The organism is Nocardioides sp. Leaf285 (assembly GCF_001422955.1).
Classification (GTDB): Bacteria; Actinomycetota; Actinomycetes; order Propionibacteriales; family Nocardioidaceae; genus Nocardioides; species Nocardioides kribbensis.
In genome coordinates, this window is the sequence record NZ_LMNH01000003.1 from 1 (window position 1) to 24045 (window position 24045).

Below are 24045 nucleotides of genomic sequence, written 5' to 3' on the forward strand. Positions count from 1 at the left end.
GGGAAACACCCGGTCCCATCCCGAACCCGGAAGTTAAGCCTTTCAGCGCCGATGGTACTGCAACCGAGAGGTTGTGGGAGAGTAGGACGCCGCCGGACATACACTTCGTAGAGGCCACCTTCGGGTGGCCTCTACGACATTTACACCGAGGAGAGTGACCCCCGTGGCCGACGAGCGACGCGGTAACCAGCGCCCCGCACGCAGCGGTGGTCGCAGCAGTGACCAGCGAGGATCGGGCCAGGGGCGCTCTGCCCAAGGTGGACCGGGTCAGGGTGGATCGGGTCAGGGTGGATCCGCCGGGGGCCGCGGTCGCTCGGCGGCCGGCGGTCGCAGCGGCGGGCCCCAGCGTGCGCAGGGCGACCGCCCTGGTCGCAAGAGCGACTGGAAGCGCCCGGCTGATCGCCAGCAGGAGCCCCGTACCGCCTCGCAGGCGGAGTACGACGGCCCGGAGCTCCCGGACGAGATCACCGGGGCCGAGCTCGACCGCTCGGTGGCCAACCAGCTCAAGGGGCTGCCGGACAAGCTGGCCTCGAGGATCGCCCGCCACCTGGCCGCAGCCGGTCTGATGATCGAGGACGACCCGGAGACGGCGTACCGGCACGCTCTGGCCGCACGCGCCCGCGCACCGCGGCTCGCCGTGGTGCGTGAGGCGGCCGGAGAGGCGGCCTACGCCGCCGGCCACTACTCCGAGGCCTTGGCAGAGCTGCGCGCGGCGAAGCGGATGAATGGGGCCACGGCGTACCTGCCGATCATGGCCGACTGCCACCGGGCGCTGAAGCAGCCCGAGCAGGCCCTCAAGCTGGCCAAGAGCCCGTCGGTGGTGAACTTCGCTCCCGAGGCGAAGGCCGAGATGACGATTGTCGAGGCCGGCGCCCGACGTGACATGAAGCAGTTCGACGCCGCGCTGCGGACCCTCGAGCTCGCGCCCCTCAACAACAAGTCGCGCGCCGCGTGGGTCGTGCGGTTGCGCTACGCCTACGCCGACACCCTCGTCGCGGCCGGTCGCGAGAAGGACGCGCTCGAGTGGTTCCACCGCACGCACGCCATCGACGCCGACGAGCTCACCGACGCCGCGGAGCGCGCTGCGACGCTGGAGCGCAAGCTCGGCGACTGACGCTCGACTCGTGCGTCACTGACGTCCCACCCGTCCCGTCCGGGGTTCTCCACAGTTTGAGGACACCCCGTCGCGGTAACACTCCGTCGTACCTACCGTGGTGGTAGGCGCACCGGGTGCCTACCTCACTCCTCCTCGGGACGGGAGCGACACGCATGGCGCAGAGCACCGCGCACGACGAGCTGGTGGAGCGTCTCGACGTCGACGTGCGCTCGCTCGTGCGTCGCGAGGGGGTCGATCCCCAGCGTGACTCCGCCGTCGTCCGGCGCATCGCCGAGGGTGTGGTGCGCGACCACGACGAGCGCAGCCTCACTGGCGCCGTGGCCCCCGTGGCCGACGTCGAGGCCCTGGTCGGGGAGCTGGTCGCGCGCGTGTCCGGCTTCGGCCCGCTGCAGCCCCTCCTCGACGACCCGAGCGTCGAGGAGGTCTGGATCAACGACCCCAGCCGCGTGTTCGTCGCTCGTAACGGGCGCCACGAGCTGACCAACCTGATGCTGTCGCCCGGGCAGGTCACCGAGCTGGTGGAGCGGATGCTGAAGTCCAGCGGCCGCCGGATCGACGTCAGCAGCCCTTTCGTGGACGCCATGCTGCCCGAGGGCCACCGCCTGCACGTGGTGCTCGAGGGGATCTCGCGCGGCTTCTCGGCGGTCAACATCCGCAAGTTCGTGCTGCGTGCCGCCCGGCTCGGTGACCTCGTGGAGCTCGGAAGCCTCACTGCCCCTGCCGCGACGTTCCTCGAGGCGGCGGTGCGCGCCGGGCTGAACATCCTGGTCGCCGGCGGGACCCAGGCCGGCAAGACGACCATGCTCAACTGCCTGGCCGCGGCCATTCCGGGCGGGGATCGGGTGATTTCCGCCGAGGAGGTTTACGAGCTGCGCTTCCCCCACCCCGACTGGGTGCCGTTGCAGACCCGTCAGGCGGGCCTCGAGGGCACCGGTGAGATCCGGCTGCGCGACCTGGTCAAGGAGAGCCTGCGCATGCGACCGAGCCGCATCATCGTGGGAGAGGTGCGTGCGGAGGAGTGCCTTGACCTGCTCCTCGCCCTCAACGCCGGGCTGCCCGGCATGTGCACCCTGCATGCGAACAGCGCCCGCGAGGCGCTGGTGAAGATGTGCACCCTCCCACTCCTGGCGGGGGAGAACATCTCGGCCCGCTTCGTCGTGCCGACCGTGGCGTCGTCGGTGGACCTGGTGGTCCATCTCGGGGTCGACGGCGCCGGGGTGCGGCGGGTGAACGAGATCGTCGGGGTGCCCGGGAGGGTGGAGCAGGACGTGATCGAGACCGAGCCCGTGTTCCTGCGCTCCGGCGGGGAGCTGCGCCGCGCCCACGGGTCGGCTCCGCGACCGGAGCTCTTCGAGCGGGCCGGCATCGATGTGCGAGCGCTGCTGGCGGGGGACGAGAGCGCCGGCTACGGGCGGCGGTCCTGATGGGGGCGCTCGTCGGGCTCGGCGTCGGCGTCGGACTCCTGCTCGTCTGGTCGGCCTTCGCCTCGCCGCGCGCCGCCGCCCCGGGCCCGCCGCGCGCGGGCAGTGTCGAGACCCTGCTGGCCAGGGCGGGTCTCGGCGACGTGTCGGTCACGGCGTTCGTCGTCCTGTGCCTCGTGCTCGGGTCGGTCGCGGCCCTGGTCGTGCAGGTGGCGTCTCGCACCCTGCCGGTCTCGCTGGCCTTCGGCGTGCTCGGTGCCTACCTGCCCGTGGCCGTCGTCGCGGGGCGGGCACGGACCCGGCAGGCGGAGCTCGCCGAGGTCTGGCCCGAGGCGGTGGACAACCTCGCCAGCGCGGTGCGCGCCGGGCTCTCGCTGCCCGACGCCCTGGCCAACCTGGCCACGAGGGGCCCGGAGCCCCTGCGTGACGCCTTCGCACAGTTCGCGCTCGACTATCAGGTAACCGGGAGGTTCGGCGACTGTCTCGACCGGCTCAAGGCCCGGCTGGCCGACCCCGTCGGCGACCGGGTCGTCGAGGGCCTGCGGGTCGCCAGGGAGGTCGGCGGCGGCCAGCTCGGGCGCCTGCTGCGCAACCTGTCCGGCTACCTGCGCGAGGACGCGCGCACCCGCTCGGAGCTGCAGTCGCGTCAGGCCTGGACGGTGAACGGCGCCCGGCTCGCCGTGGCGGCACCGTGGCTGGTGCTGCTCCTGATGTCGTTCCAGTCCGAGGTGATCCGACGCTACGCCTCACCGGCCGGCGTGGTCGTGCTGAGCATCGGCGCCGTGACCTGCGTGGTCGCCTACCGCGTCATGATGCGCATCGGGCGGCTCCCCACGGAGCGGAGGATCCTCTCGTGACGCCGGCCTGGTGGGGCGCGGTGCTGGGCGCGGTGGCGGGGGCGGGTCTGCTCCTGACGCTCGCGAGGGTGCGTGCGGTGCGACGCCCACAGCTGGAGCCGCGCGTGCTGCCCTACGTGCGCGACCTCCCGCAGGTCGCCGGCACCGCCGCCGCTCGTCCGGGTGGGGCCGCCGGCCGGTCGAGCACCGTGGTGGGACAGGTCTTCGGGCCGCTGGTGAGCAGCCTCGCCGCCACCGTCGAGCGGGTGCTTGGCGGAGCCACCTCGGTGCGCCGGCGCCTGGAGCGCGCCGCCCTCGACTCCTCCGTGCAGGAGTTCCGGGTGGAGCAGGTGCTGTGGGGTCTATGCGGCTTCGCCGTCGCCGCGGCGTGGGGCCTGCTCCAGGCGCTGTCGGATCCCACGGGCGCTCCGCGGTCGGCGCTGCTGTGCGTGATCGCCTTCGCCCTCGGCGTGCTGGCTCGCGACAACCGCCTCTCCGCGCAGGTCGCCGCGCGGGAGCGGCAGGTGCTGGAGGAGTTCCCGACCCTCGCCGAGCTGCTCGCGCTCGCCGTGGCCGCGGGGGAGAGCCCGGTGGGGGCGCTGGACCGGGTGGTGCGGCGCAGCGGGGGAGCGCTGAGCGCCGACCTCGCCGCCGTGCTCGCCCAGATCCGCACCGGCGAGCCGGTGGGCGCCGCCTTCGACCGGCTCGCCGCGACCACCGGGCTGCCGCTGGTCTCACGCTTCGCCCAGGGCATCGCCGTCGCCGTCGAGCGCGGCACCCCGCTCGCCGACGTGCTGCACGCCCAGGCGGCCGACGTGAGGGAGGCGGGGCGTCGCGAGCTGATCGAGTCGGCGGCGCGCCGCGAGGTGCTGATGATGGTGCCGGTCGTCTTCCTCGTGCTCCCCGTGACCGTGCTCTTCGCCTTCTGGCCCGGTGTCGTGGGCCTCAGCCTGGTCGCCCCCTGACCCGGCGCTCGACCTCTCGGAAAGGAACCTCCTGTGACCACTGCGACCCTGCTCCTCCTCCGCCTGCACCTCCTCCTGCGGCTGCGGCTGGCCCCTCCGGGGCGCCGGCGCGACGGCCGCGGTGACGTGCCGGGCTGGGTGCTGGTGACCGTCATGACCGCGGGCCTGGTGGTGGCGCTGTCGGCGGTCGCGCGCGACCAGCTCACGGCCCTGCTGCGGGACGCGCTGAACTCGGTGAAGTAGTGGGTCGGCGGGAGGACGGCTCGGCGGTCGTCGACTTCGTCCTGGTGCTGGTCGTGCTCGTGCCGGTGGTGCTGGGGGTCCTCCAGGTCTCGCTGACCCTCTTCGTGCGCAACACCCTGGCGGCCGCCGCGGCCGACGGTGCCCGGATCGCCGCGACCGCCGACGCCGACGGCGGTGACGGGGCGGCGGCGGCGCGCGAGCAGGTGGCCGGCGTGGTCGCGGCGCGGTACGCCGAGGACGTGCGGGTCGAGCGGGTGCTGCTCGACGGGGCGCCGGCGTACCGGGTGACGGTGACGGCACGGGTGCCGGCGCTCGGCATCGGCGGCCCGGCCGTGGAGCTCGACGTCGCGGGCCACGCCGTCGAGGAGCCCACCGTGGAGGGGACGACCCCGTGAGCCGGCGCCGCGGGAGGGGTGAGGACGCGGGCAGTGCGCTCGTCGAGCTGGTGTGGCTCGGCATCCTGCTGCTGGTGCCGATCGTGTGGATCGTGCTCAGCGTCTTCGAGGTGCAGCGCGGAGCGCTCGGCGTGAGCGAGGCCGCCCGCGCCGCGGGCCGGGCCTTCGCGCTGGCCCCCGACGACGCCACCGGCAGGGCGCGGGCCGAGGCCGCCGCCCGGCAGGCCCTCGCCGACCAGGGGCTCGAGGACGTCGGGGTTGACGTCGCCGTCAGCTGCGTGCCGAGCCCCGACTGCCACAGCCCGGGCTCGGTCGTGACCGTGCGCGTCGACTCCGGCGTGCGGCTGCCGCTGCTGCCCGACGCCCTGGGCGGGGGAGCGCCCAGCTTCGCCCTCGACGCCAGCCACACGGTGCCGATCGGTCGCTCCCAGGAGGCGGGGTCGTGAGGGCGCGGGGCCAGGACGAGTCGGGGCAGATCAGCCTGCTGGTCATCGGCTTCGCCTTCGTCCTGCTGATGGGCGTGGCGGCGGTGGTCGACGCGACCGCGGCCTACCTGCACCGCTCCGGCCTCAACACCCTCGCCGACGGGGCCGCGCTGACCGCGGCCGACCGCGCCGGCGACGGCGAGCAGGTCTACACCGACGGCCTCGGCGGGGAGCGGCTGCGGCTCACCGAGGCCACGGCCCGCGGCGCGGTGCAGGCCTACCTGCAGCAGGTGGGCGCCTACGCCGAGTACCCCGGGCTCGCCGTCGCGGTGAGCGTGGCTCCCGGCAGCGACGAGGTCACCGTCGAGCTGCGCGCCCCGCTCGACCTCCCGCTGAGCATCCCGGGATCGCCGGGCGGCGCCGTGGTCGGCGCGACCGGGTCGGCGGTGGCGAGCATCGGCTGAGCCCGGGGCTCGCCACCATCAACGGCGCACCTCGACCGACACGAGTCGGTCGCGACCCGGCCCGCCCGAGGCGGTGTCGCGGCCGGGACCGCCGTCCAGCAGGTCGTCGCCGGCGAGGCCACGCAGCAGGTCCCGGCCCCGACCGCCGTCGACGTCGTCGGCGCCGGCCCACGCCACGACCAGGTCGTCGCCCGGCCCGGCGAGGAGCAGGTCGGCCCCGGCGGCGCCGACGAGGAGGTCGTCGCCGCCCCCGCCGCGCACGGTGCCGGCGCGCGTGGCGGGGTCGGCCGGGCCCACCTCGCCCTGGAGGCTGAGACGGTCGTCGCCCGGGCCACCGGCGAGACGGTCGCCGCCGCCGTCGCCCTGCACGTCGTCGACGCCGTCGGACCCGCGCAGCACGTCGGCGTGGTGGGAGAGGAGCACGCGCCCCCACGGGCCGACCAGCCGGTCCTCGCCCTCCCCGCGGGCCGTGCCGGCCCCGAGGTCCACGGTCACGGCGGCGGCGGAGCCCTCGAAGGTGACCACGTCGCCGATGCGGTAGGGGCCGTAGGGCTCGGGGGCGTCGACGTACCCGTCGAGACCGCCGAGCAGCACGTCGTCGCCGGCGCCGCCGTCGAGCCGGTCGCCGCCCGCGCCGCCGCAGAGGACGTCGTCGCCGCCGAGGCCGTCGACGACGTCCTGGCCGTCGCCGGCGTCGATGACGTCGGGTCCCTCGGTGCCCACGAGGTGGTCGTCGCCGGCCGTGCCGAGGAGCGTGGGCTCGTCGCAAGCCCCGCTCGGAGCCTGCGCCCCGGCAGGGGCGACGAGGCAGGAGGCGCCGACGGTCAGGGTCACGAGGCGTGCCCGGCGGGCGAGGTGGGAGATCACGCCTTTACTTTAAGGCGCTCACCACCGCTTGCGCAGGCTGGCGACCTCGGAGTCGGACACGATGCGCTGCAGGCGGCCCAGGGCGTGGTCGCGGTCGCGCAGGAAGCGGTCGAGGAACGCCGTGCTGGTCGTGCGCAGCACCGGGTCGCCGCCGGTGTCGAGGTCGTGGCCGACCCCGCTGAGGGTGATCAGGCCCTTGGTGCGGCGGGCCTGCTGGTAGGTCTCGCGGGCGCCGGCGTAGGGGATGACGCTGTCGGCGTCGCCGTTGAGCATGAGCAGCGGCGGCCCGCCGACGGGACGGAAGGTGGGGTCGAAGGACGTGCCGGCCTTGGCCACGACCGCACGGATGCGGCCGTCGCGCTGCTCGCTGTCGACCAGCGCCAGACCGACGATGGCGCCCATCGACGTGCCGATGTAGCCCACCGGGCCGCCCTGGCGGACGCGGCCGGAGAGCAGACCACCGGAGCGGTCGGAGACCGCGCGGACCGTGGTGAGGGTGCGTCGCACGTCCTTGGCGTAGCCGGCGATGTCGAACCCGCCGGGGAAGGTCGGGGCGGCCACGACGTAGCCGGCCTCGACGAGGTAGCCGTGGAGCGCGGCGGCGGAGGCGCCGTCGCCCCCCGAGCCGTGGCCGGCCAGGACCAGCGGGGAGACCCGGCACACCGGCGTCGCGCCCACGCCGTCGGAGGTCGCGGGGTAGGCGACGGTGGCCGGGAGGTCGCGGCCGCGCGAGCGCACGGTCACCGTGGTGGTGCCGACGTGGAAGGGGCCCCTGGCCTCGACGCAGCCGGAGCGGCGGGGCTCGGCCGCCGCGGCGGGGGCCGGCTGCGGCGCGAGCGCGGCGAGCGGGAGGAGCGTCGCGGTCAGGGCCGCGAGGGTGAGCAGGACAGGGAGCAGCGGCCCGCGGGCCGTCGAGGTCTGTGGGAAGAGGCGCACCAGCCCGAGCCTGCACCACGCGGCGACCCGCCCGCATCGCCACGATGGCGTATCCCGACCCCGGGACGACCCGCCCGGTTCGTCGTACGGTGGGGTGCGTGAACTCTCGGACCCCCGCCCCGACCGCCTCCCGCCTGGCCGCCCTCGTCGCCGCGCCCGCCGTGCTCGCCGCCCTGGTGGCGGCGCCCGGACCGGCCGTGGCCGCCGGCACCGACGCCCAGCAGCGCTACCAGGGCGCCGCGGTGCGCCACACCAACGGTGAGCGCACCGAGCGCGACCTGGTCGCCCTGAAGCGCCAGAAGTGCGTGCAGAAGTACGCCGTGAAGCAGGCCCGCTGGATGGCGGCCAACGAGACCATGGCCCACCAGGACCTGCAGCCGATCCTCTCCGACTGCGGCCTGCGCAGCGTGGGGGAGAACGTCGCCTACGGCTACGCCGGCGGCAAGGCGGTCGTCGCGGCGTGGATGGACTCACCCGGGCACCGCGCCAACATCCTCGAGCCGTCCTACCGCCTGGTCGGCCTCGCGGCGCGCACCGACGACGACGGCACCTGGTACGTCGCCCAGGTCTTCGGTCGCAAGTAGGCCCCGCTCGCCCGGGGACGTACCCTGGGCCCGTGGCAGGACCCGATTACGACACCGAGATCAAGCAGCTCCAGGCGACGATGCGTACCATCGAGCAGGTGCTCGACATCGGCGCCATGCACAAGGAGATCGCCGACCTCGCCGAGCAGGTGGCGGCGCCCGACCTCTGGGACGACCAGTCCAACGCGACCCGCGTGACCGGTCGCCTCTCCGACCTCCAGGGCCAGGTCGACCGCTTCGCCGCCCTGGAGAGCCGCATCGAGGACCTCGGCATCCTCGCGGAGCTGGGCCAGGAGGAGGGCGACGCCGACTCGCTGGCCGAGGCCGAGCGCGAGCTGGGCAAGATCAAGGCCGCCGTCGAGGGCCTCGAGGTCCGCACCCTGCTCAACGGCGAGTACGACGCGCGCGAGGCGCTCGTGACCATCCGCGCCGGCGCCGGCGGCGTCGACGCCGCCGACTTCGCCGAGATGCTGCTGCGCATGTACACCCGCTGGGCCGAGCAGCACAGCTACCCCGTCGAGGTCTTCGACACCTCCTACGCCGAGGAGGCCGGGCTGAAGTCGGCCACCTTCGCGGTCCACGGGGCCTACACCTACGGCACGCTGAGCGTCGAGGCCGGCACCCACCGCCTCGTGCGGATCAGCCCCTTCGACAACCAGGGCCGCCGCCAGACCTCCTTCGCGGCGGTCGAGGTCGTGCCCGTGCTCGAGCAGACCGACGAGATCGACGTGCCCGACGAGGAGATCCGCGTCGACGTCTACCGCTCCGGCGGCCCGGGCGGGCAGTCGGTCAACACCACCGACTCCGCGGTGCGGCTGACCCACATCCCCACCGGCACCGTCGTGTCGTGCCAGAACGAGAAGAGCCAGCTGCAGAACAAGGCCAGCGCCATGGTGGTGCTCAAGGCCAAGCTGCTGGCGCTGAAGAAGGCCGAGGAGAAGGCCCACCTCGACGGGCTGCGCGGCGACGTGCAGGCCTCGTGGGGCGACCAGATGCGCAACTACGTCCTCAACCCCTACCAGGTGGTCAAGGACCTGCGCACGACCTACGAGTCGGGCAACCCCTCCGCGGTCTTCGACGGCGACCTCGACGGCTTCCTCGAGGCCGGCATCCGTTGGCGCCGCGGCAGCGAGAAGGCCGACGAGAACTGACCGCCCGACCGCTCAGCGCGGCCGCACCACCCGGGACCACGCGCTGAGCGGGCTCGCGCCCTGCGCGTTGAGCGCCGTCACCGCGAGGCGGTAGCGCCCCGCGCCGAGCCGCAGGCTCGCGCGCCGGCGCTCGGGGGAGAGCAGCGGGCCGGTGCTGGTGCGCACCACGGCACCGTCGCGGTCGAGACGCTGGGCGGTGACCCGCCACCCGGTCACGGCTGAGCCGCCGTCGTCGACCGACGGCGTCCAGCGCACCGCGAGGGTCAGCGGCCGCCCGGACCGGCCGGGCCGCACCCCGTCGAGCACCGGCGCACCCGGCGCCGTGACCTCGACCGGGTCGGGGACCGGGTCGGGCTGCTCGCTGCTGTCGGCGCAGGCGCCGACCACCGAGAGCACGTAGGAGCCCAGGCTGCCGTAGTCGTCGTAGCCCGTGCTCCAGCCGCCCGCGCCGACGCCGTCGACGGCCACCCACAGCGGCTCGTCGGAGACCGGCAGCGACACGGTGGCCCCCATCCCGGTCAGCCGGCCCTGCACCGACTGCACCAGCGGGTCGGCCGTGGCCAGCGTGGCGCCGGAGGCGTCGAGGAGGCTCAGCTCGAGGTCGAGGTCGGGGCTGGCCAGCGCGGTCGCACCGGTGACGGAGACCGGCCCGGTGCACGGGCCGAGCGCGAACACGTCCACGTCCTCCCGCGTCGTGACGTACGCCGGCCCCGCGGGCGGCGCGGCGGCCGCGGTGGCGATGTCGGCCCCGGCCTCGTCGGCCCGCAGCGGCAGGCCGTGGGTGGCGATGAGGGCCAGGTCGTCCTCGGTGCTGGTGGCCCCGGCGTAGGAGCCCTGGCTCCACTGCACGACCGGGCGACCGGTCGAGCCCATGATGGGGCCCCAGAGGCCGTGGCCGCCGTAGTAGTCCCGGGTGCCGTAGCCGTCGTGGCTCAGCGAGAGGTTGTGGCCGACCTCGTGGGAGACGGTCTCGGAGATGCTGGCGACGTCGTCGTAGTAGGCGGTGAAGGCCCAGGCGGGCTGGTAGCGGGCGTGGCTGCGGGTGGCGTCGAAGACGTCGAGGTAGGCCACACCGGTGCAGCCGGGGTCGCCGCAGATCGCGGCGTGGGCGCGGGTGTCGCCGGTGATCATGGCGACCGTGCCGTACTCCTGGTCGGCCTCCCCGGAGCGGTCGATGCGACCGGGTGGGGGCGCCTCGGTGGTGACGTCGACGTCGAAGGGCGCGAAGTCCTCGGCGACGCGCTGCCACACGACCTGCACCACGGCGCGCTCGGCGGCGGAGAAGGTGGACGGGTCGCCGTCGAGGTCGTAGCCGGTGACGGCGCCGTCGGGGAAGGACGCGTCGTTCCACGCCGTGCCGGCCACGGTGCCGCCGTCGACGTCGAGGTAGATCGTGCGCCGCGAGCCGGGGAGGCTGTGCAGCTCGAAGGTCTGGTCGTCGGGGAAGGGGGCCGCGAGGGCCTGCGCCTCGCGGGCGGCGTCGGGGGCCTCGGCGGGCTCGGGCCGGTGCGGGTCGACGTCGCGGAAGAGGACCCTGCCGTGCTCGTCGACGCGGACCGTGGGGTCGCCGGTCAGCAGGTCGACCAGCGCGGTGGCGGTGAGGTCGTTGCGTGCCGCGGCCTCGTCGAGACGCCCGCCCAGCAGGCGCACGGCGCGCTCGCCGCCAGCCGGGGCGGGGAGGAGTCGGGAGGTGCCGGGCGCGGGGGACGCCGGGTCGGGGGCGGTGGCGATCGCGGGGGCCGGCGCAGCGCCGGCGCCGGCGAGCGTGCCGCCGAGGCAGGCGAGCACGGCCAGCGTCGCGACGATCGTGCGGCGTGGACCGGGCCCGGCGTGGTGGCGCAGCGACATGACGGGTCTCCCTCCCGCCGGGAGGCTAGTCGCGCGGGACCCTCCTGCGGGCGGCTTCGCCCGGATCCGTGCCCGCCCGCGGGCGGGAGGTCAGCGTCGGGAGGTCAGCGTCGGGGGCTCAGGAGGTGGCGGAGCCGGCCAGCGCCACGGCGGCGCACCAGCGGCTGCCGCGCTCGAGGAGGTCGGCCCGCTCGGTGGAGCGCGGGAGGGTGAGCGAGCAGGAGAGCCAGGCGTCGCCGAAGAGGCCGGCGTACTGGACGCGGGTGACGGGCCCGGCCTCGCAGACCAGGCCGAGCGAGGGGGCGCCGTACTGCTCGGCCTGCCGCGTGCGGGTGCAGCCGTCGGCGGTGGCCAGCGTGCGGACCAGCTCACGGGCCCGGTCCTTCGGCACCGGGGGAGCGAAGACCCAGGCCCGCGCCGCCTCGCGGTCCTCGCCGCTCCAGGTGCAGCTCCACTCGTGGGCGACGTCGCGCACGCCCCCGGTCAGCTCGACACGCTCGCCGTTGGCGTAGGACTCGGCGTCGGCCGGCGCCCCGCCCAGCGCGTCCTCGACCGCTGCGGGATCGACGGTCGGGCACAGGTCGCCCCGGGTCACGGCCAGTGTCGTGGTGTCGAGGTCGGCCAGGCCCGCCGGCGGGGCCGGCGACGCCGACGGGGTGGGCTCGCTCGGTGCGGGCGCGTCGTCGCCGCCGGTGCACGCGGTCAGGGCCACGACGAGGGCGAGCGCCACCACGGCCGGCCGGGCGGCGGTCGTGGTGCGACCCGCGAGGGGGCGGCCGGAGACGGTCATGTGAGCCACGATACGAGCGTCGCCGGGGCGGGCGTCGAGGTCCCCACGCGGGTGGTCGCCTGGCGTACGCTCCTGCGGGTGATTCGCTTCGAGAAGGTGACCAAGACCTACCCCGGCACGGGCGCGCCCGCCCTCGACCAGGTCAGCGTCGACGTCGAGAAGGGCGAGTTCGTCTTCCTCGTCGGCGCCTCGGGCTCGGGCAAGTCCACGGCCCTGCGCCTGGTGCTTCGCGAGATGCGGCCCACCGACGGTCGCGTCTACGTCGCCGGCAAGGAGATCAACCGTCTGGCGGGCTGGAAGGTGCCGCGGCTGCGGCGCCAGATCGGCACCGTCTTCCAGGACTTCCGGCTGCTGCAGAACAAGTCGGTGGCCGAGAACGTCGCCTTCGCCCTCGAGGTGATCGGCAAGTCCCGCTCCGAGGTCCGCTCGACGGTGCCGGAGACGCTGGAGCTCGTGGGTCTCGAGGGCAAGGCCGACCGCATGCCCGACGAGCTCTCCGGCGGTGAGCAGCAGCGCGTCGCGATCGCCCGCGCCTTCGTCAACCGGCCGATGATCCTCATCGCCGACGAGCCGACCGGCAACCTCGACCCGACCACGTCGGTCGGGATCATGAAGCTGCTCGACCGGATCAACCGCACCGGCACCACGGTGGTCATGGCCACCCACGACCACGGCATCGTCGACCAGATGCGCAAGCGCGTCATCGAGCTCGAGGACGGCCGGGTCATCCGCGACCACGCCCAGGGCGTCTACGGCTTCCAGCACTGACCTGTCCCTCCGGGACCGACACACCCCCGGGCCGCGGCCCGGACCACCTCAGGAGATCTCCCTCCCCTCATGCGCTACGTCTTCTCGAACCTCGGCCAGGGCCTGCGACGCAACCTCTCCATGCACCTGGCGGTGATCCTCACCCTGTTCGTGTCCCTCACCCTCGTCGGCCTGGGACTGCTGGTGCGCGCCCAGGCCGAGAAGGCCGTCGACCAGTGGGGCAGCGAGCTGCAGATCACCGCCTTCCTCTGCCGCTCCGACGACCCCGACCCGAACTGCCAGAGCGCCGTGACCGACCAGCAGAAGGAGGAGATCGAGCGGGTCGTCGAGGCCAACCCCGAGGTCGAGTCCTACTACTTCGAGTCGCAGGCCACGGCTTTCGCCAAGGCCAAGGAGCTGTTGGGGCCCGACGAGGCCGACCGCTTCGAGGGGCCCAACGCGATCCTCACCGAGGACGACCTGGCCGAGTCGCTGTGGATCACGCTCAAGGACCGCGACGAGTACCAGGGCATCACCAGCGAGATCGTCGGGCTCGACGGCGTCGCCAACGTGCGCGACCAGCGGGAGGTGATCGCGCCGCTGCTCAAGATCATGACCGCGATGCAGGTCGGCTCGCTCGGGGTCGCCGTGTTCCTGGTCGTGGCCGCGCTGCTGCTGGTGGCCAACACCATCCGGCTGGCCGCCTTCGCCCGACGCAAGGAGATCGGGATCATGCGCCTGGTGGGCGCCTCGACGGTCTACATCGCGCTGCCGTTCCTGCTCGAGGCGGTGGTGACCGCGTTGGTCGCGGTGGGGCTCTCGGTGGTCTCGCTGGGGGCGTTCATGTACTTCGGCGTGGAGCAGCGGTTCACCGACTACCTGGGCTTCATCCCGTGGGTGGGCGTCGACGACTACCTGCTGACCGTGGCCGTCGTGGCCGTCCTCGGGCCGGTGCTCACCCTGCTGCCGACACTCCTGCTGACGCGCAAATACCTCAAGGTCTGAGCCCGGCGGGTTACCGTCGACCCGCTCTCTTCCCCGAGCAGTCCCCGATCAGTCGAAGGCATGACGTGCGCTCCTTCCCCAGCGCCGCCCGCCGTCGCCTGGCGTTGGTCCTCGCGACCTCAGCGCTGGCGACCGGCGCCGTGGCCGTCCCATTCGCCCAGGCAGACGACGACCTCCAGGACCAGCAGAAGCAGGTCGAGAAGCAGATCGAGCGCGCCCACGACGAGCTCGACGAGACCAGCGCCGCGATGCGCCGGGCCCAGGGCGCCCTCGACGCCGCCCAGGCCGAGCTGGACGCCGCGGTCGCCGAGCTCGCCGCCGTGCGCGAGCGGCTCGACGCGGCGCGCGAGCGCGACGCCGAGATGGCCGAGGCCCTGGCCAAGGCCGAGGACCGGCTGACCACCGCCGAGAGCGACCTCGCCGAGGGCCAGCAGGCCCTCGCCGACCAGCGCACCGAGGTGACCGACTCGGTCAACGAGCTCTACCAGCAGGGCGACCCGCAGCTGATGTCGCTCACCGCCCTGATGAACTCCGGCTCCCTGGGCGACCTCACCCGCCAGCAGCAGACCGACCGCGTCATCTCAAGCAACCAGACCGAGGTCTACGACGAGCTCGACGCCGCCGAGGTCCTGCTCCAGGTGCGCGAGGACCAGCTCTCCGAGGCCCGCGACGACGTGGCGCAGCAGCGCGAGGCGGCCGCGGCCAACCTCGCGACGATGCGCGCCCTCACCGCCCAGGCCGTGGCCGGGCGCGAGAAGGTGCGCGACAAGGTCGCCGTACGCCTCGACGCGCGGCGCGAGGCGTCGGCGGCGCTGGCCAAGGACCGCGCGCTGCTGTCGCGGCTGCGCAACCAGGAGGCCCGGATCAAGCAGCAGATCATGGAGGCGGCCCGGGCCTCGCGCGGGACGAGCGTCTCGGCGTCGGCCGACGGCTTCCTGCTGCCGCCGGTGACCGGCCCGGTCACCTCGCCCTTCGGGATGCGCACCCACCCCATCTACGGCTACTACAGCCTGCACGACGGCACCGACTTCGGCGTCGCCTGCGGCGAGGGCATGCGCGCCTCCGGCGACGGCACCGTGATCTCGAAGTACTACTCCTCGGTCTACGGCAACCGGCTCTACGTCAACCTCGGCCAGGTCAACGGCAAGAACCTCACCGTCGTCTACAACCACGCCTCCGGCTACCGCGTGGACGTCGGCGACCGGGTCTCGACCGGGGAGATCGTGGGCTACGTCGGCGACACCGGGTGGTCCACCGGCTGCCACCTGCACTACACGGTGCTGGTCAACGGCAACGCCGTGGACCCCATGACCTGGATGTGACCGCAACCCGATTGACCCGACCTGGGACAATGGACGGATGGCCAGGGAGCAGGGGCGCAAGCTCATCGCGCAGAACAAGAAGGCGCGTCACGACTACCTCATCGAGGACGTCTACGAGGCGGGCCTGGTGCTCGTCGGCACCGAGGTGAAGTCGCTGCGCCAGGGGCGCGCGTCGCTCGTGGACGGCTTCGTCGACATCGACCGCGACGAGGCGTGGCTGCACGGCGTGCACATCCCGGAGTACTCCCAGGGCACCTGGACCAACCACTCCGCGCGCCGCAAGCGCAAGCTGCTGCTCAACCGGGTCGAGATCGACAAGATCGAGCGGCGGGTCTCGGAGAAGGGCCTGACGATCGTGCCGCTGTCGCTGTACTTCCTCGACGGCCGGGCCAAGGTCGAGATCGCCACTGCCAAGGGCAAGAAGACCTGGGACAAGCGCCACGCGCTCGCCGAGCGCCAGGCCGTGCGGGAGACCGAGCAGGCCGTGGGTCGCCGGATGAAGGGCATGCGTGACTGACGTCGCGCCGGTGCGCGCGTTCTGGGAGGGCCTCGGCCTGCCCGGGCTGTACGACGTGCACACCCACTTCCTCGCGCCCCCGGTGGAGCGCAAGGTCCACGCCGTCTTCGACGCTGCCGGCCCGAAGATCGGCCGGCCCTGGCCCATCCGCTACCGCCTGCCCGTCGAGGAGCGCGTCGCGCTGCTGCGCGCGATGGGGGTGCGGCGCTTCTCGACGCTGCCCTACGCCCACCGCCCCGGCATCGCGGGCTTCCTCAACGAGTGGGCCGCGGGCTTCAAGCGCGACGTGCCGGAGTCGCTGTGGTCGGCCACCTTCTACCCCGAGCCCGAGGTCGGCGACTACGTCGCCGCGTCGATCGAGGCGGGCGTCGAGGTGTTCAAGGTGCACGTGCAGGTGGGGGAGTTCGACCTCGACGACCCGCTGCTGACCCCGGCGTGGGGCGCGCTCGAGGACGCCGGCACGCCCGTGGTGGTGCACGCCGGCCACGCACCGGTCGGCAACGACTTCACCGGACCCGCGCCGATGGCGCGGCTGCTGGCGGCCCACCCCCGGCTCACCGTGGTCGCCGCACACCTCGGGGCGCCGGACTACCTCGACTTCGCCGACCTGGCCGCGCGCTACGAGCGGGTCCACCTCGACACCACCATGGTCTTCACCGACTTCTGGGACACCGACTACCCCGACGGGCTCACCGAGCGGCTGCGCGACCTGCAGCCCCGGGTGCTGCTCGGCACCGACTTCCCGACCATCCCCTACCCCTACGCCCACCAGCTGGAGTCGCTGGCCCGCCTCGACCTGGGCGAGGACTGGCTGCGCGACGTGTGCTGGCACAACGGGATGCGGCTGCTCGGTCCCGCCTGAGTCACCCGGCGCGGACGAGGGTGGTCCATCCGTGGGGGTTGGTCCAGGTGTAGGTGCCGTCTGGGGCGCGGTGGTAGCTCCAGGGTGGGCTGCCCTCGGAGCCGGTGGTCTTGAGGCGGTGGTGGTGGCGGCACAGGGGCGCGAGATTGGAGGGGTGGGTCTGGCCGGGGCGTCCGCCGTGGTCGAGGGGTCGGTAGGGGGTGATGTGGTCGAGGTCGCAGCGTCGTGAGGGCACGGTGCAGCCGGGGAAGACGCATCGGGGGTCGCGCAGGGTGACGTGTTCGCGCATCCAGGGTGGTGGGTCGTGGCGGTCCACGGCGCCGGCGGTGGTGGGGTCGAGGTCGAGGACAGGTCTCACGTAGACCTTGGTGCCAAGGAGCCAGCGGCGCAGGGTGGTGGTGGAGACAACGCCGAGGCCCTCGATGGTGGCGGTGCCGGGTGGTGGGCCGGTGCGGTCGATCTGGGACAGGTGGCTGGTCTCGTGGTGGCGGTGGACCGGGGTGGGGCGTAGGTCGGGTCCGGTGGTGCGGTACGGGTCGCCCGCGGGGTGCTCGGGTGCGGGCTGCTCCTCGGTGGGCTGCGTCTCGGTGGTGTGGTGGCTTCGAGACGCTCGCTGCGCTCGCTCCTCAGCCACCGGGGTCGTGGTCTGTTCGGCGGGTGTGGTCTCGGGGTCGTTGTCGGTGGTCGCGGCGGGGCNGGTGGTCTCGGGGTCGTTGCCCGCGGCGGGGCGTCGAGACGCTCGCTGCGCTCGCTCCTCAGCCACCGGGGTCGTGGTCTGTTCGGCGGGTGTGGTCTCGGGGTCGTTGTCGGTGGTCGCGGCGGGGCTTCGAGACGCTCGCTGCGCTCGCTCCTCAGCCACCGGGGCCATGGCCTGCTCCGCGGGGACGGTCTCGTGGTCGGCGGGGGTCGGGAGGTCCCGGGGGTCCGGTGGGGGCTCCATGGCCGGGGCCTCGGCGGGTGGCGGGGGCTCCTCCGGCGCTGGTTCTTCCCTACTCGTGCGGGCTGTGTCGAGGGCGGCGAGGGTCTCGGCACGCTCGAGGTCCTCGGGGCGCAGGTGGAGGTAGACGACCCGTTCCTTGGCAGTGGTGGGTTCGACGGAGTCGAGGGCGGTGAGGCCTTGGGCGCGGTCGGTGATGACGCCGGACCCGTTCCTTGGCAGTGGTGGGTTCGACGGAGTCGAGGGCGGTGAGGCCTTGGGCGCGGTCGGTGATGACGCCGATGGCGCGGGCCTTGCGGACCTCGAGGGACTCGACCACGGCTCCGGTCGAGGTCTGGTGGCGGCCGAGCTCGGCGGCGGTGGCGCAGATGAGGTCGTGGAAGCGGGTGAGGTCCTGGGTGTCACCGGTGGCCTCGAGCCAGGAGGTGCCGGAGGCGGAGCCGCGGTCGACGTCGTGGGTCACCCTCACGTTCCACCCACCGCGGGCTCGTTCTTCGAGGGCGGCCTGGGCGTGGGGGTCGTGCCTGGCGGCTGCCTCGGCCACGAACAGCTCGATGCGCCGCGCGCCGAGGCTCTGCACGCGGGGGCCGAGGGCGGCGACCTTGCGGTCCACGAACGCAGCACCGGTGTCGTAGGCTCTGCACGCGGGGGCCGAGGGCGGCGACCTTGCGGTCCACGAACGCAGCACCGGTGTCGTTGAGCACCTGGGTCTGGGAGGCGATCCGCCGCGCGCGCCAGCCGGGGAGGGTGAGGTCCTCGACCATCGCCCAGATGCGGGGCAGCCGGTGGACCAGCTCCATGACCTCGGCCAGGTTGCAGCCCGCATTCACTGGCGACATCTCCAACGCCAGGGCCAACGGCTCAGCCGCGAACTCGTCCAGCCCGTGGCGGATCATCCCCGGCACCGACCAGGCGTAGGCCCGGTCGGGGTTCAGCGCACCCCAGCGGGCCATGACCCGCAGGGTGCGACGCTCGGCTGCACGCACCGAGCGGGCGGTGTCGGCGGCGTACTCCAGGACGTCGTCGGCCTCGAGGGACTCGATGTCGACCACGGTGCCGGTGGTGTCGAGGTCGAGGAGCATGCGCCTAGTTTATTCGAACACGCATTCGATGACTAGGTCTATGGATCGATCTGTGGAGGGGGTTCTGCTGTCGCGCGAGGGTGGTTTCGAGACGGTCGCTGGCGCTCCCTCCTCAACCACCGTGCGGGGCCCTGGTTTCGAGACGGTCGCTGGGGCTCCCTCCTCAACCACCGGGGACGCTGGGGCTCCCTCCTCCACCACCGGGGACAGCGGGTGGGACAGTGGGCGTGGGGCGTCGTACTGCGTCCTGACCCGATCCGAAGGACACCATGACCTCCCGCTCCGCCGTGCGCCGCACGCTCGCCCTCGTCCCCGCCGCCGTCATGGCGCTGTCGCTGACCGCCTGCGGCGGGTCCGACGACTCCGCCGAGCCGGAGGGCGACGCCAGCGCCTCCACCTCGGAGTCCTCCTCCGAGGACGCCTCGGAGCCCGCGGAGGACTCCGGCGACGACTCTGGCGCCGAGGCGACCGGCCAGGACTACGTCGACCTCATCACCGTGCTCTTCGAGCAGCAGGCCCCCGAGGGCGGCTACGACTCCGCGGAGGACTTCAACGCCCAGGCCGACTTCCCCGAGGGCGTGTCGGTCGGCCGCTTCGAGAAGACCGACCAGGAGGTCTGCATCCAGGACACCGACCCGGCGATCGCGCTGGTGTTCTCGGTCAACGACGCCCGGGTCGGCCTGCTCGAGGGCTCCTGCGACGACGGCGAGGAGCAGGCCGCGGTCGTCTCCAGCGGGGGCAACGAGACCGAGCTCGAGGGCGACGAGGACCTCGCGACCCCGGTGCGCGACTACCTGCTCGAGGGCACGGGCGGCTGAGCGGCCCCGCGCCCGACGTCGCCGGGAACAACCGGCGGCGCGGGCGCGCTAGTATTGACGAGCACCACAACTCAAGAGGGGCTGATCGGTTTCGACTTGGGACGTTAGTCCCAGGGGAAGCGGGTCGAGGAGCCAGCGTCATCTCGTAAACGATCGCTGGAAACCAATAACTGCCAACGCTAAGCGCAGTTCCTTCGCTCTCGCCGCCTGAGCGGTGATCGAAGCGTCAGACCGGGCATCCGTCTCCGTCCCGGACCCTGGCGTCATCTAGGAGACTTGCTGCTCAACTCCTGTCAGGGGGGTTGATCGGGACTCAATCCTGACTGGGCCTGTCGGCGACGCGTCTGCGCGAGCGCCGGGGCCGAGAAAAGCGACATCGCAGACTGCACCCGGAGAAGACCTGGTTCGACGCTCGAGGACGCGGGTTCGATTCCCGCCAGCTCCACCACACACCGGTCCGCAGCCTCGCTGCGGTCCAGCCCTCTTGACGCAGAGCCCCCTCGGCACCGCCGAGGGGGCTCTGCTGCGTCTGCCACCGGAGACCGACCAGCCCCCAGGCGGGCTCGACCGGCAGCCACAGGTCGCACGTCGCGGTGCCGGCCGCGGCGTCGTAGGCCTGCACCGCCACGATCTCGGGGCCGGGGCGCAGGCGCCACGGCTGCGAGGGGAACCACGAGGTGGCGGTGGCGGCCCACGTGTCCTGCAGCACGGCGGGGTGCGGGCCCTCGGTACGGAAGACGGCCCAGGTGCCGGCCGCCACCTCGAGGACGTCGAGGCCCACCGGGGGAGCCGACGTGGTGGCGACGCCCTGGAGGTAGGTGAGCCCGGTGCCCTCGGCGCGGTCGGGGTCGAGGTCGTCGCTGACCGACAGCACGCCCCGCGGCTCGACGTCGTTGAGGCGCCTCAGGCCCTCCAAGGACCCTGCGGGGAGGGAGGCGACGTGGTCGGCGATGGCCTGGTTGACCCCCTCGTGGACCAACGGCACGCGCGCGGCGTGGCCCACCAGGTGCAGGGCGGGCAGGGTGACGATGCGGGTGTCCATGGGGACGCTCCCTTCGACGCTCAGGTGGAACCTGAGCCGTGGTTGTGTGCGTGTGGGACCCCCGTGGCGTCGTACGTCGCCCGGACCGGCGCCGTGCACCGCGCGGAACGCCCGCCCGAAGGCCTCGGTCGAGCCGTAGCCGTGGCGGACCGCGATGGTGAGCAGGTCGTCGTCGGTGCCGACCAGGTCGGCCGCGGCCAGCGACATGCGTCGGCGCCGCACGTAGTCCGACAGGGGCATGCCCGCCAGCGACGCGAACATCCGGCGCAGGTGGTGCTCGCTGGTGCCGCCGCGGGCGGCGAGCGCGGCGACGTCGACGGCCAGCGACGGGTCGTCGGCGAGCTGGGCCTCGACGGCGTCGACGGTGAGGTTGAGTACGGCGATCACGGGTCCCTCCTTCCGCTCACCAGCCTCGCTGGCCCGGCACCCCTCGCGCCCGATCATCGCGGACCGATCCGGTCGGCCCGGCCGTGGCCCCGGCCGCCGGTGGGGGCCTAGGGTCGCCGCATGGCGCAGGTGCACCGGCTCTCGCAGGAGCAGGCCCGGCGGATCACGCTGCGGGCCCAGCTGCTCGGGCGCCCGCGGCCCGACGACGTGCTCGCCACGCTGCGCCACCTGACCCGCCTGCAGCTCGATCCCACGGCGGTGGTCGCGCCGAGCGCCGACCTCGTGCTCTGGAGCCGGATCGGCGACGACTACGACCCCCGCGAGCTCGAGGACCTGCTGGCCCAGCAGCGGGTGGTCGACCTGCGTGGCTTCGCCGTGCCGGCCGAGGACGTCGCCCTGTGGCGCGCCGAGATGGCGGCCTGGCCCGGGCCGGGGGAGCTGCGGCCCTGGCAGGAGCGGCTCGCCGGGTGGGTCGAGGCCAACGACGAGAGCCGCCGTGAGGTGCTCGACCGGCTGCGCACCGACGGCCCGCTGCCGACGAGCGCGCTGACCACGCGGTTCGCGGTGCGGTGGACCTCGAGCGGGTGGAACGACGACCGCTCGCTGCGCCGCCTGCTCGACCTCCTGGTGCAGCGCGGCGAGGTCGCCGCGGCCGGTCGCGAGGGCAGGGAGGCGCTGTGGGACCTCGCCGAGCGCGTCTACCTCGACCAGGCGCCGGTGCCGCTGGAGGAGGCCTGGTCCGAGCGCGCGCGCCGCACCCTCGTCTCGCTGGGCCTCGACCGGCAGCGCTCGGGGGCCGCCGCCCTCGGCGCCCCGCCGGGGGAGCCGGCCGTGGTCGAGGGCCTGCGCGGTCGCTGGCGGGTCGACCCCGCCGCCCTGGCGCGTGCCGACGAGCCCCTGGCCGGGCGCACGGTGCTGCTCTCACCGCTGGACGCGGTGGTCAAGGACCGCCGTCGCCTCGCCGACCTCTTCGCCTTCGACTACGTGCTGGAGATGTACAAGCCGGCCGCCTCGCGGCGCTGGGGCTACTGGGCGCTGCCGGTGCTCGACGGGGAGCGCCTCGTGGGCAAGGTCGACGCCACCGCCGACCGTCGTGGGGGAGTCCTGCACGTCGACGCCGTGCACGAGGACGTGCCCTTCGACGCCGACCTGCGAGGGCGGGTCGAGACGGAGGTCGAGCGGCTCGCGGCGTGGCTGGGGCTGGCGCCGGCTCAGCGCTGAGCCGCGCGCGAGGGGTCGTGGCGGACGAGTCCGAGGGCGAAGTCGACGTACTGCTCGGCGACCTGCTCGGCGGTGGCGGCGCCGTCGCGGCGGAACCACTGCGCCAGGGCCGTGCACATCGTGACGACCGCGCGGGCGGCCTCGTGGGGGCGGGTCGTGGCGAAGACGCCGGCGCGCACCCCGGCCTCGACCTCGACGTCGACCAGCGCCTGCTCGGCGCGGCGCAGGGCGGCCACCCGCTCGCGCGCGCCGGGCTCCAGGCTGCGCATCTCCGAGGCCCCGACGAAGGCCAGCTCGCGGCGGTGGGTGTGGTACAGCGCGAGGCACTCCACGAGGTGGGTGAAGCGGCTGACGGGGTCGTGCCCCTCGGCCAGGGCGGCGGCGGTGCGGGCCTGGAGGTCGTGCATGGTGAGGTCGAGGAGCGCGACCAGCATCTCCTGCTTGCTGGCGTAGTAGTGGTAGAGGCCGGGCACCGAGAGCCCGGCCCGCTCGGCGATCGTGCGCATGGTCGCGCCGTGGTAGCCGAACTCCAGGAAGGACGACAGCGCCCCCGCCAGCGCGGCGTCGAGCTCGAGCGGCGGCAGGTGGCGCCAGTCCTCGACCGAGGGCACCGATCGCGGGGGCGCGGCGCCCGCCGGGCCGTCGCCAGCGCCGAAGAGGTGGTCGACCGGCACCTCGAGGGCCTCGGCCAGGTGGGCGACACGCTCGCTGGAGACCCCGGTCTTGCCGTTCTCGATCGCGCTCAGCGTGGCCGAGCTGACACCGAGCACGTCGGCGAGCTGACGCAGCGTCAGGCCGCGGCGGTGCCGCAGCGCCCGCACGGCCAGGCCGAGGGCGGAGCGGTGGTCGGGGGTGGGGTCGGTGATCGCTGGCTCCTCTCGGGTCCGGACCGCGTGGCGGTCGGGCGCGGCGACGATCCTGACACAGGTCGCACGTTTCAGCATCCCTGAATTCCTCCGCCGCACCGAAGTGCGTCGCCAGGGCCTGCTCGACCCTTGACAGCGGTCCAGCGGTCTTGCACTGTGAGGCGCGTCATAGTGAAACCCGAGTGTGCGTTCGCTCGCTCGACCCGTGCGTCCAGGAGGACAGATGACCGACTCCACCGTGCCCCCGCTCGACGAGCTCCTCAAGGACTCGCCCACCAACTGGGGCAAGTGGGGTCCCGACGACGAGGTCGGCGGGCTGAACTACCTCGGCCCCGAGCAGGTCGTCGCGGCCGCCGGGCTGATCAGCTCGGGCAAGGTCTTCACCCTCCAGCGCCTCATCGGCGACCCGAAGGGCGACCCGGTGTGGCCCGGCCGCACCCCGGCCGAGCGCACCCAGATCCTCGACGAGTCGAACTGGGACGGCGACGACGGGCCCGCCTTCCCCGGCGGTCTGCACTACGCCGACGACAAGATCAACGCCTTCCTCCAGGGCTCCACGCAGTACGACGCCCTGGGCCACGTCTGGTACGGCGGGCAGCTCTGGAACGGCTACGACGCACGCACCACCATCGGCGGCCTCGACAAGGCCAGCATCCAGCCCATCGCCGAGCGGGGCGTGGTCGGTCGCGCGGTGCTGCTCGACATGGCCCGCTTCCGCGGCAAGGAGACGCTGGCCGCGGCCGAGACCTACACCCACGAGGACCTCCTCGCCTGCGCCGAGGCGCAGGGCGTCGAGCTGCGCAAGCGCGACATCCTCATCATCCGCACCAACTACCTCCAGCTCTTCTTCGAGCTCGGCGACAAGTTCTACGAGGGCTTCTGCGAGCCGGGCCTGGTCTACAGCCCCGAGCTCGTGCAGTGGTTCGCCGACATGGAGATCCCCAACCTCGTCACCGACACCATCGCCAACGAGGTCACCTTCGACCCCAACAACGGCGTCGCCCTCGTGCTGCACAACGCCCTGATGCGCAACCTCGGCGTCACGCTCACCGAGATCGCCGACCTCGAGGCGCTCGCGGCCGACTGCGCCGAGGACGGCCGCTACGAGTTCTTCTACGCCGCCGCCCCGCTCAAGGTCGCCCGGGGCAGCGGTGCCCCGGTCAACCCGATCGTCGTCAAGTGAGGGGCGCGCGGACC

Annotated in this window: 24 protein-coding genes, 1 rRNA gene, 1 other RNA gene and 1 pseudogene; 20 read left to right on the forward strand and 7 right to left on the reverse strand. The window is 73.6% G+C overall.

The annotated features are described in order from the left end of the window. The 9 genes from rrf to ASF47_RS08445 all read left to right on the forward strand — a co-directional run. Positions 1-98: ribosomal RNA gene (gene rrf / locus ASF47_RS08405) — 5S ribosomal RNA — on the forward strand; the annotation flags it as partial. A gap of 392 nt (positions 99-490) precedes the next feature. Then, on the forward strand, positions 491-1114 hold the full coding sequence (locus ASF47_RS08410; protein ID WP_228943298.1) for a hypothetical protein: 624 nt from the start codon (positions 491-493) through the stop codon (positions 1112-1114). Positions 1115-1269: 155 nt separating this feature from the next. After that, on the forward strand, positions 1270-2541 hold the full coding sequence (locus ASF47_RS08415) for a CpaF family protein (protein ID WP_056863603.1): 1272 nt from the start codon (positions 1270-1272) through the stop codon (positions 2539-2541). Then, positions 2541-3395, forward strand: a complete 855-nt coding sequence (locus ASF47_RS08420) for a type II secretion system F family protein (RefSeq protein WP_056863604.1) — start codon at positions 2541-2543, stop codon at positions 3393-3395. Before ASF47_RS08415 ends, ASF47_RS08420 begins: the two co-directional genes overlap by 1 nt. Next, on the forward strand, positions 3392-4339 hold the full coding sequence (locus ASF47_RS08425) for a type II secretion system F family protein (protein ID WP_056863605.1): 948 nt from the start codon (positions 3392-3394) through the stop codon (positions 4337-4339). The genes ASF47_RS08420 and ASF47_RS08425 overlap by 4 nt, the downstream gene beginning before the upstream one ends. A gap of 33 nt (positions 4340-4372) precedes the next feature. Continuing rightward, a complete protein-coding gene (locus ASF47_RS08430; RefSeq protein WP_200919137.1) occupies positions 4373-4582 on the forward strand; it encodes a hypothetical protein in 210 nt (69 codons plus the stop codon). Continuing rightward, on the forward strand, positions 4582-4977 hold the full coding sequence (locus tag ASF47_RS08435; protein WP_056863606.1) for a TadE/TadG family type IV pilus assembly protein: 396 nt from the start codon (positions 4582-4584) through the stop codon (positions 4975-4977). The genes ASF47_RS08430 and ASF47_RS08435 overlap by 1 nt, the downstream gene beginning before the upstream one ends. Beyond that, positions 4974-5423 (forward strand): hypothetical protein, encoded by a 450-nt coding sequence (locus tag ASF47_RS08440; protein ID WP_056863607.1) that lies wholly within the window; start codon positions 4974-4976, stop codon positions 5421-5423. The genes ASF47_RS08435 and ASF47_RS08440 overlap by 4 nt, the downstream gene beginning before the upstream one ends. Beyond that, a complete protein-coding gene (locus ASF47_RS08445; protein WP_056863608.1) occupies positions 5420-5866 on the forward strand; it encodes a pilus assembly protein TadG-related protein in 447 nt (148 codons plus the stop codon). The genes ASF47_RS08440 and ASF47_RS08445 overlap by 4 nt, the downstream gene beginning before the upstream one ends. Positions 5867-5884: 18 nt before the next feature. Here the strand turns inward: ASF47_RS08445 and ASF47_RS08450 are convergent, their stop codons facing one another. After that, positions 5885-6733 (reverse strand): calcium-binding protein, encoded by an 849-nt coding sequence (locus ASF47_RS08450; protein WP_056863609.1) that lies wholly within the window; start codon positions 6731-6733, stop codon positions 5885-5887. An 18-nt stretch (positions 6734-6751) separates the two neighbouring features. Then, a complete protein-coding gene (locus tag ASF47_RS08455; RefSeq protein WP_056863610.1) occupies positions 6752-7669 on the reverse strand; it encodes an alpha/beta hydrolase family protein in 918 nt (305 codons plus the stop codon). Positions 7670-7767: 98 nt separating this feature from the next. On the opposite strand from ASF47_RS08455, the gene ASF47_RS08460 reads away from it, so the two are divergent. Further along, on the forward strand, positions 7768-8253 hold the full coding sequence (locus ASF47_RS08460) for a CAP domain-containing protein (RefSeq protein ID WP_056863611.1): 486 nt from the start codon (positions 7768-7770) through the stop codon (positions 8251-8253). Between the two features lie 32 nt (positions 8254-8285). Beyond that, positions 8286-9404 carry a peptide chain release factor 2 gene (gene prfB, locus ASF47_RS08465; RefSeq protein WP_056863612.1) on the forward strand — a complete coding sequence of 373 codons (1119 nt, stop codon included), beginning with the start codon at positions 8286-8288 and terminating at the stop codon, positions 9402-9404. 12 nt (positions 9405-9416) lie between these two features. On the opposite strand, the gene ASF47_RS08470 is transcribed toward prfB, so the two are convergent. Next, the gene (locus tag ASF47_RS08470; RefSeq protein ID WP_056863613.1) at positions 9417-11252 is read right to left on the reverse strand and encodes a hypothetical protein; all 1836 of its coding nucleotides are present in this window, start codon (positions 11250-11252) and stop codon (positions 9417-9419) included. 118 nt (positions 11253-11370) lie between these two features. Further along, a complete protein-coding gene (locus tag ASF47_RS08475; protein ID WP_056863614.1) occupies positions 11371-12042 on the reverse strand; it encodes a hypothetical protein in 672 nt (223 codons plus the stop codon). A 78-nt stretch (positions 12043-12120) separates the two neighbouring features. Between ASF47_RS08475 and ftsE the strand changes: the two genes are divergently transcribed. The 5 genes from ftsE (at position 12121) to ASF47_RS08500 (ending at position 16495) form a co-directional block, all read left to right on the forward strand. After that, entirely contained in the window at positions 12121-12810 is a 690-nt protein-coding gene (ftsE, locus tag ASF47_RS08480) for a cell division ATP-binding protein FtsE (protein ID WP_056864531.1), read from the forward strand. Between the two features lie 69 nt (positions 12811-12879). Continuing rightward, positions 12880-13794 carry a permease-like cell division protein FtsX gene (gene ftsX, locus ASF47_RS08485; RefSeq protein WP_056863615.1) on the forward strand — a complete coding sequence of 305 codons (915 nt, stop codon included), beginning with the start codon at positions 12880-12882 and terminating at the stop codon, positions 13792-13794. Between the two features lie 65 nt (positions 13795-13859). After that, complete coding sequence (locus tag ASF47_RS08490; RefSeq protein ID WP_056863616.1) at positions 13860-15116, forward strand: M23 family metallopeptidase; 1257 nt, start codon at positions 13860-13862, stop codon at positions 15114-15116. Positions 15117-15153: 37 nt separating this feature from the next. Continuing rightward, positions 15154-15633: an SsrA-binding protein SmpB gene (gene smpB, locus ASF47_RS08495; RefSeq protein WP_056863617.1), complete on the forward strand. Its 480-nt coding sequence runs from the start codon at positions 15154-15156 to the stop codon at positions 15631-15633. Beyond that, complete coding sequence (locus ASF47_RS08500) at positions 15626-16495, forward strand: amidohydrolase family protein (protein ID WP_056863618.1); 870 nt, start codon at positions 15626-15628, stop codon at positions 16493-16495. Before smpB ends, ASF47_RS08500 begins: the two co-directional genes overlap by 8 nt. A gap of 1338 nt (positions 16496-17833) precedes the next feature. On the opposite strand, the gene ASF47_RS21055 is transcribed toward ASF47_RS08500, so the two are convergent. Continuing rightward, positions 17834-18514, reverse strand: a complete 681-nt coding sequence (locus ASF47_RS21055; RefSeq protein ID WP_156697829.1) for a hypothetical protein — start codon at positions 18512-18514, stop codon at positions 17834-17836. Positions 18515-18783: 269 nt separating this feature from the next. On the opposite strand from ASF47_RS21055, the gene ASF47_RS08525 reads away from it, so the two are divergent. Next, entirely contained in the window at positions 18784-19332 is a 549-nt protein-coding gene (locus tag ASF47_RS08525) for a hypothetical protein (protein WP_056863623.1), read from the forward strand. Between the two features lie 77 nt (positions 19333-19409). Then, positions 19410-19780, forward strand: a transfer-messenger RNA (tmRNA) gene (ssrA, locus tag ASF47_RS20630). A gap of 129 nt (positions 19781-19909) precedes the next feature. Here ssrA and ASF47_RS08530 read toward each other — a convergent pair. Beyond that, positions 19910-20818, reverse strand: a pseudogene (locus tag ASF47_RS08530) (AraC family transcriptional regulator); the annotation flags it as partial. A gap of 63 nt (positions 20819-20881) precedes the next feature. Between ASF47_RS08530 and ASF47_RS08535 the strand changes: the two are divergent. Beyond that, positions 20882-21982, forward strand: a complete 1101-nt coding sequence (locus ASF47_RS08535; protein WP_056863624.1) for a DNA glycosylase AlkZ-like family protein — start codon at positions 20882-20884, stop codon at positions 21980-21982. Here ASF47_RS08535 and ASF47_RS08540 read toward each other — a convergent pair. Then, a complete protein-coding gene (locus ASF47_RS08540) occupies positions 21973-22926 on the reverse strand; it encodes a TetR family transcriptional regulator (protein WP_082500166.1) in 954 nt (317 codons plus the stop codon). The genes ASF47_RS08535 and ASF47_RS08540 overlap by 10 nt on opposite strands. Before the next feature lie 145 nt (positions 22927-23071). On the opposite strand from ASF47_RS08540, the gene ASF47_RS08545 reads away from it, so the two are divergent. Next, the gene (locus tag ASF47_RS08545; RefSeq protein ID WP_056863625.1) at positions 23072-24031 is read left to right on the forward strand and encodes a cyclase family protein; all 960 of its coding nucleotides are present in this window, start codon (positions 23072-23074) and stop codon (positions 24029-24031) included. The last annotated feature ends 14 nt before the right edge of the window (positions 24032-24045 follow it).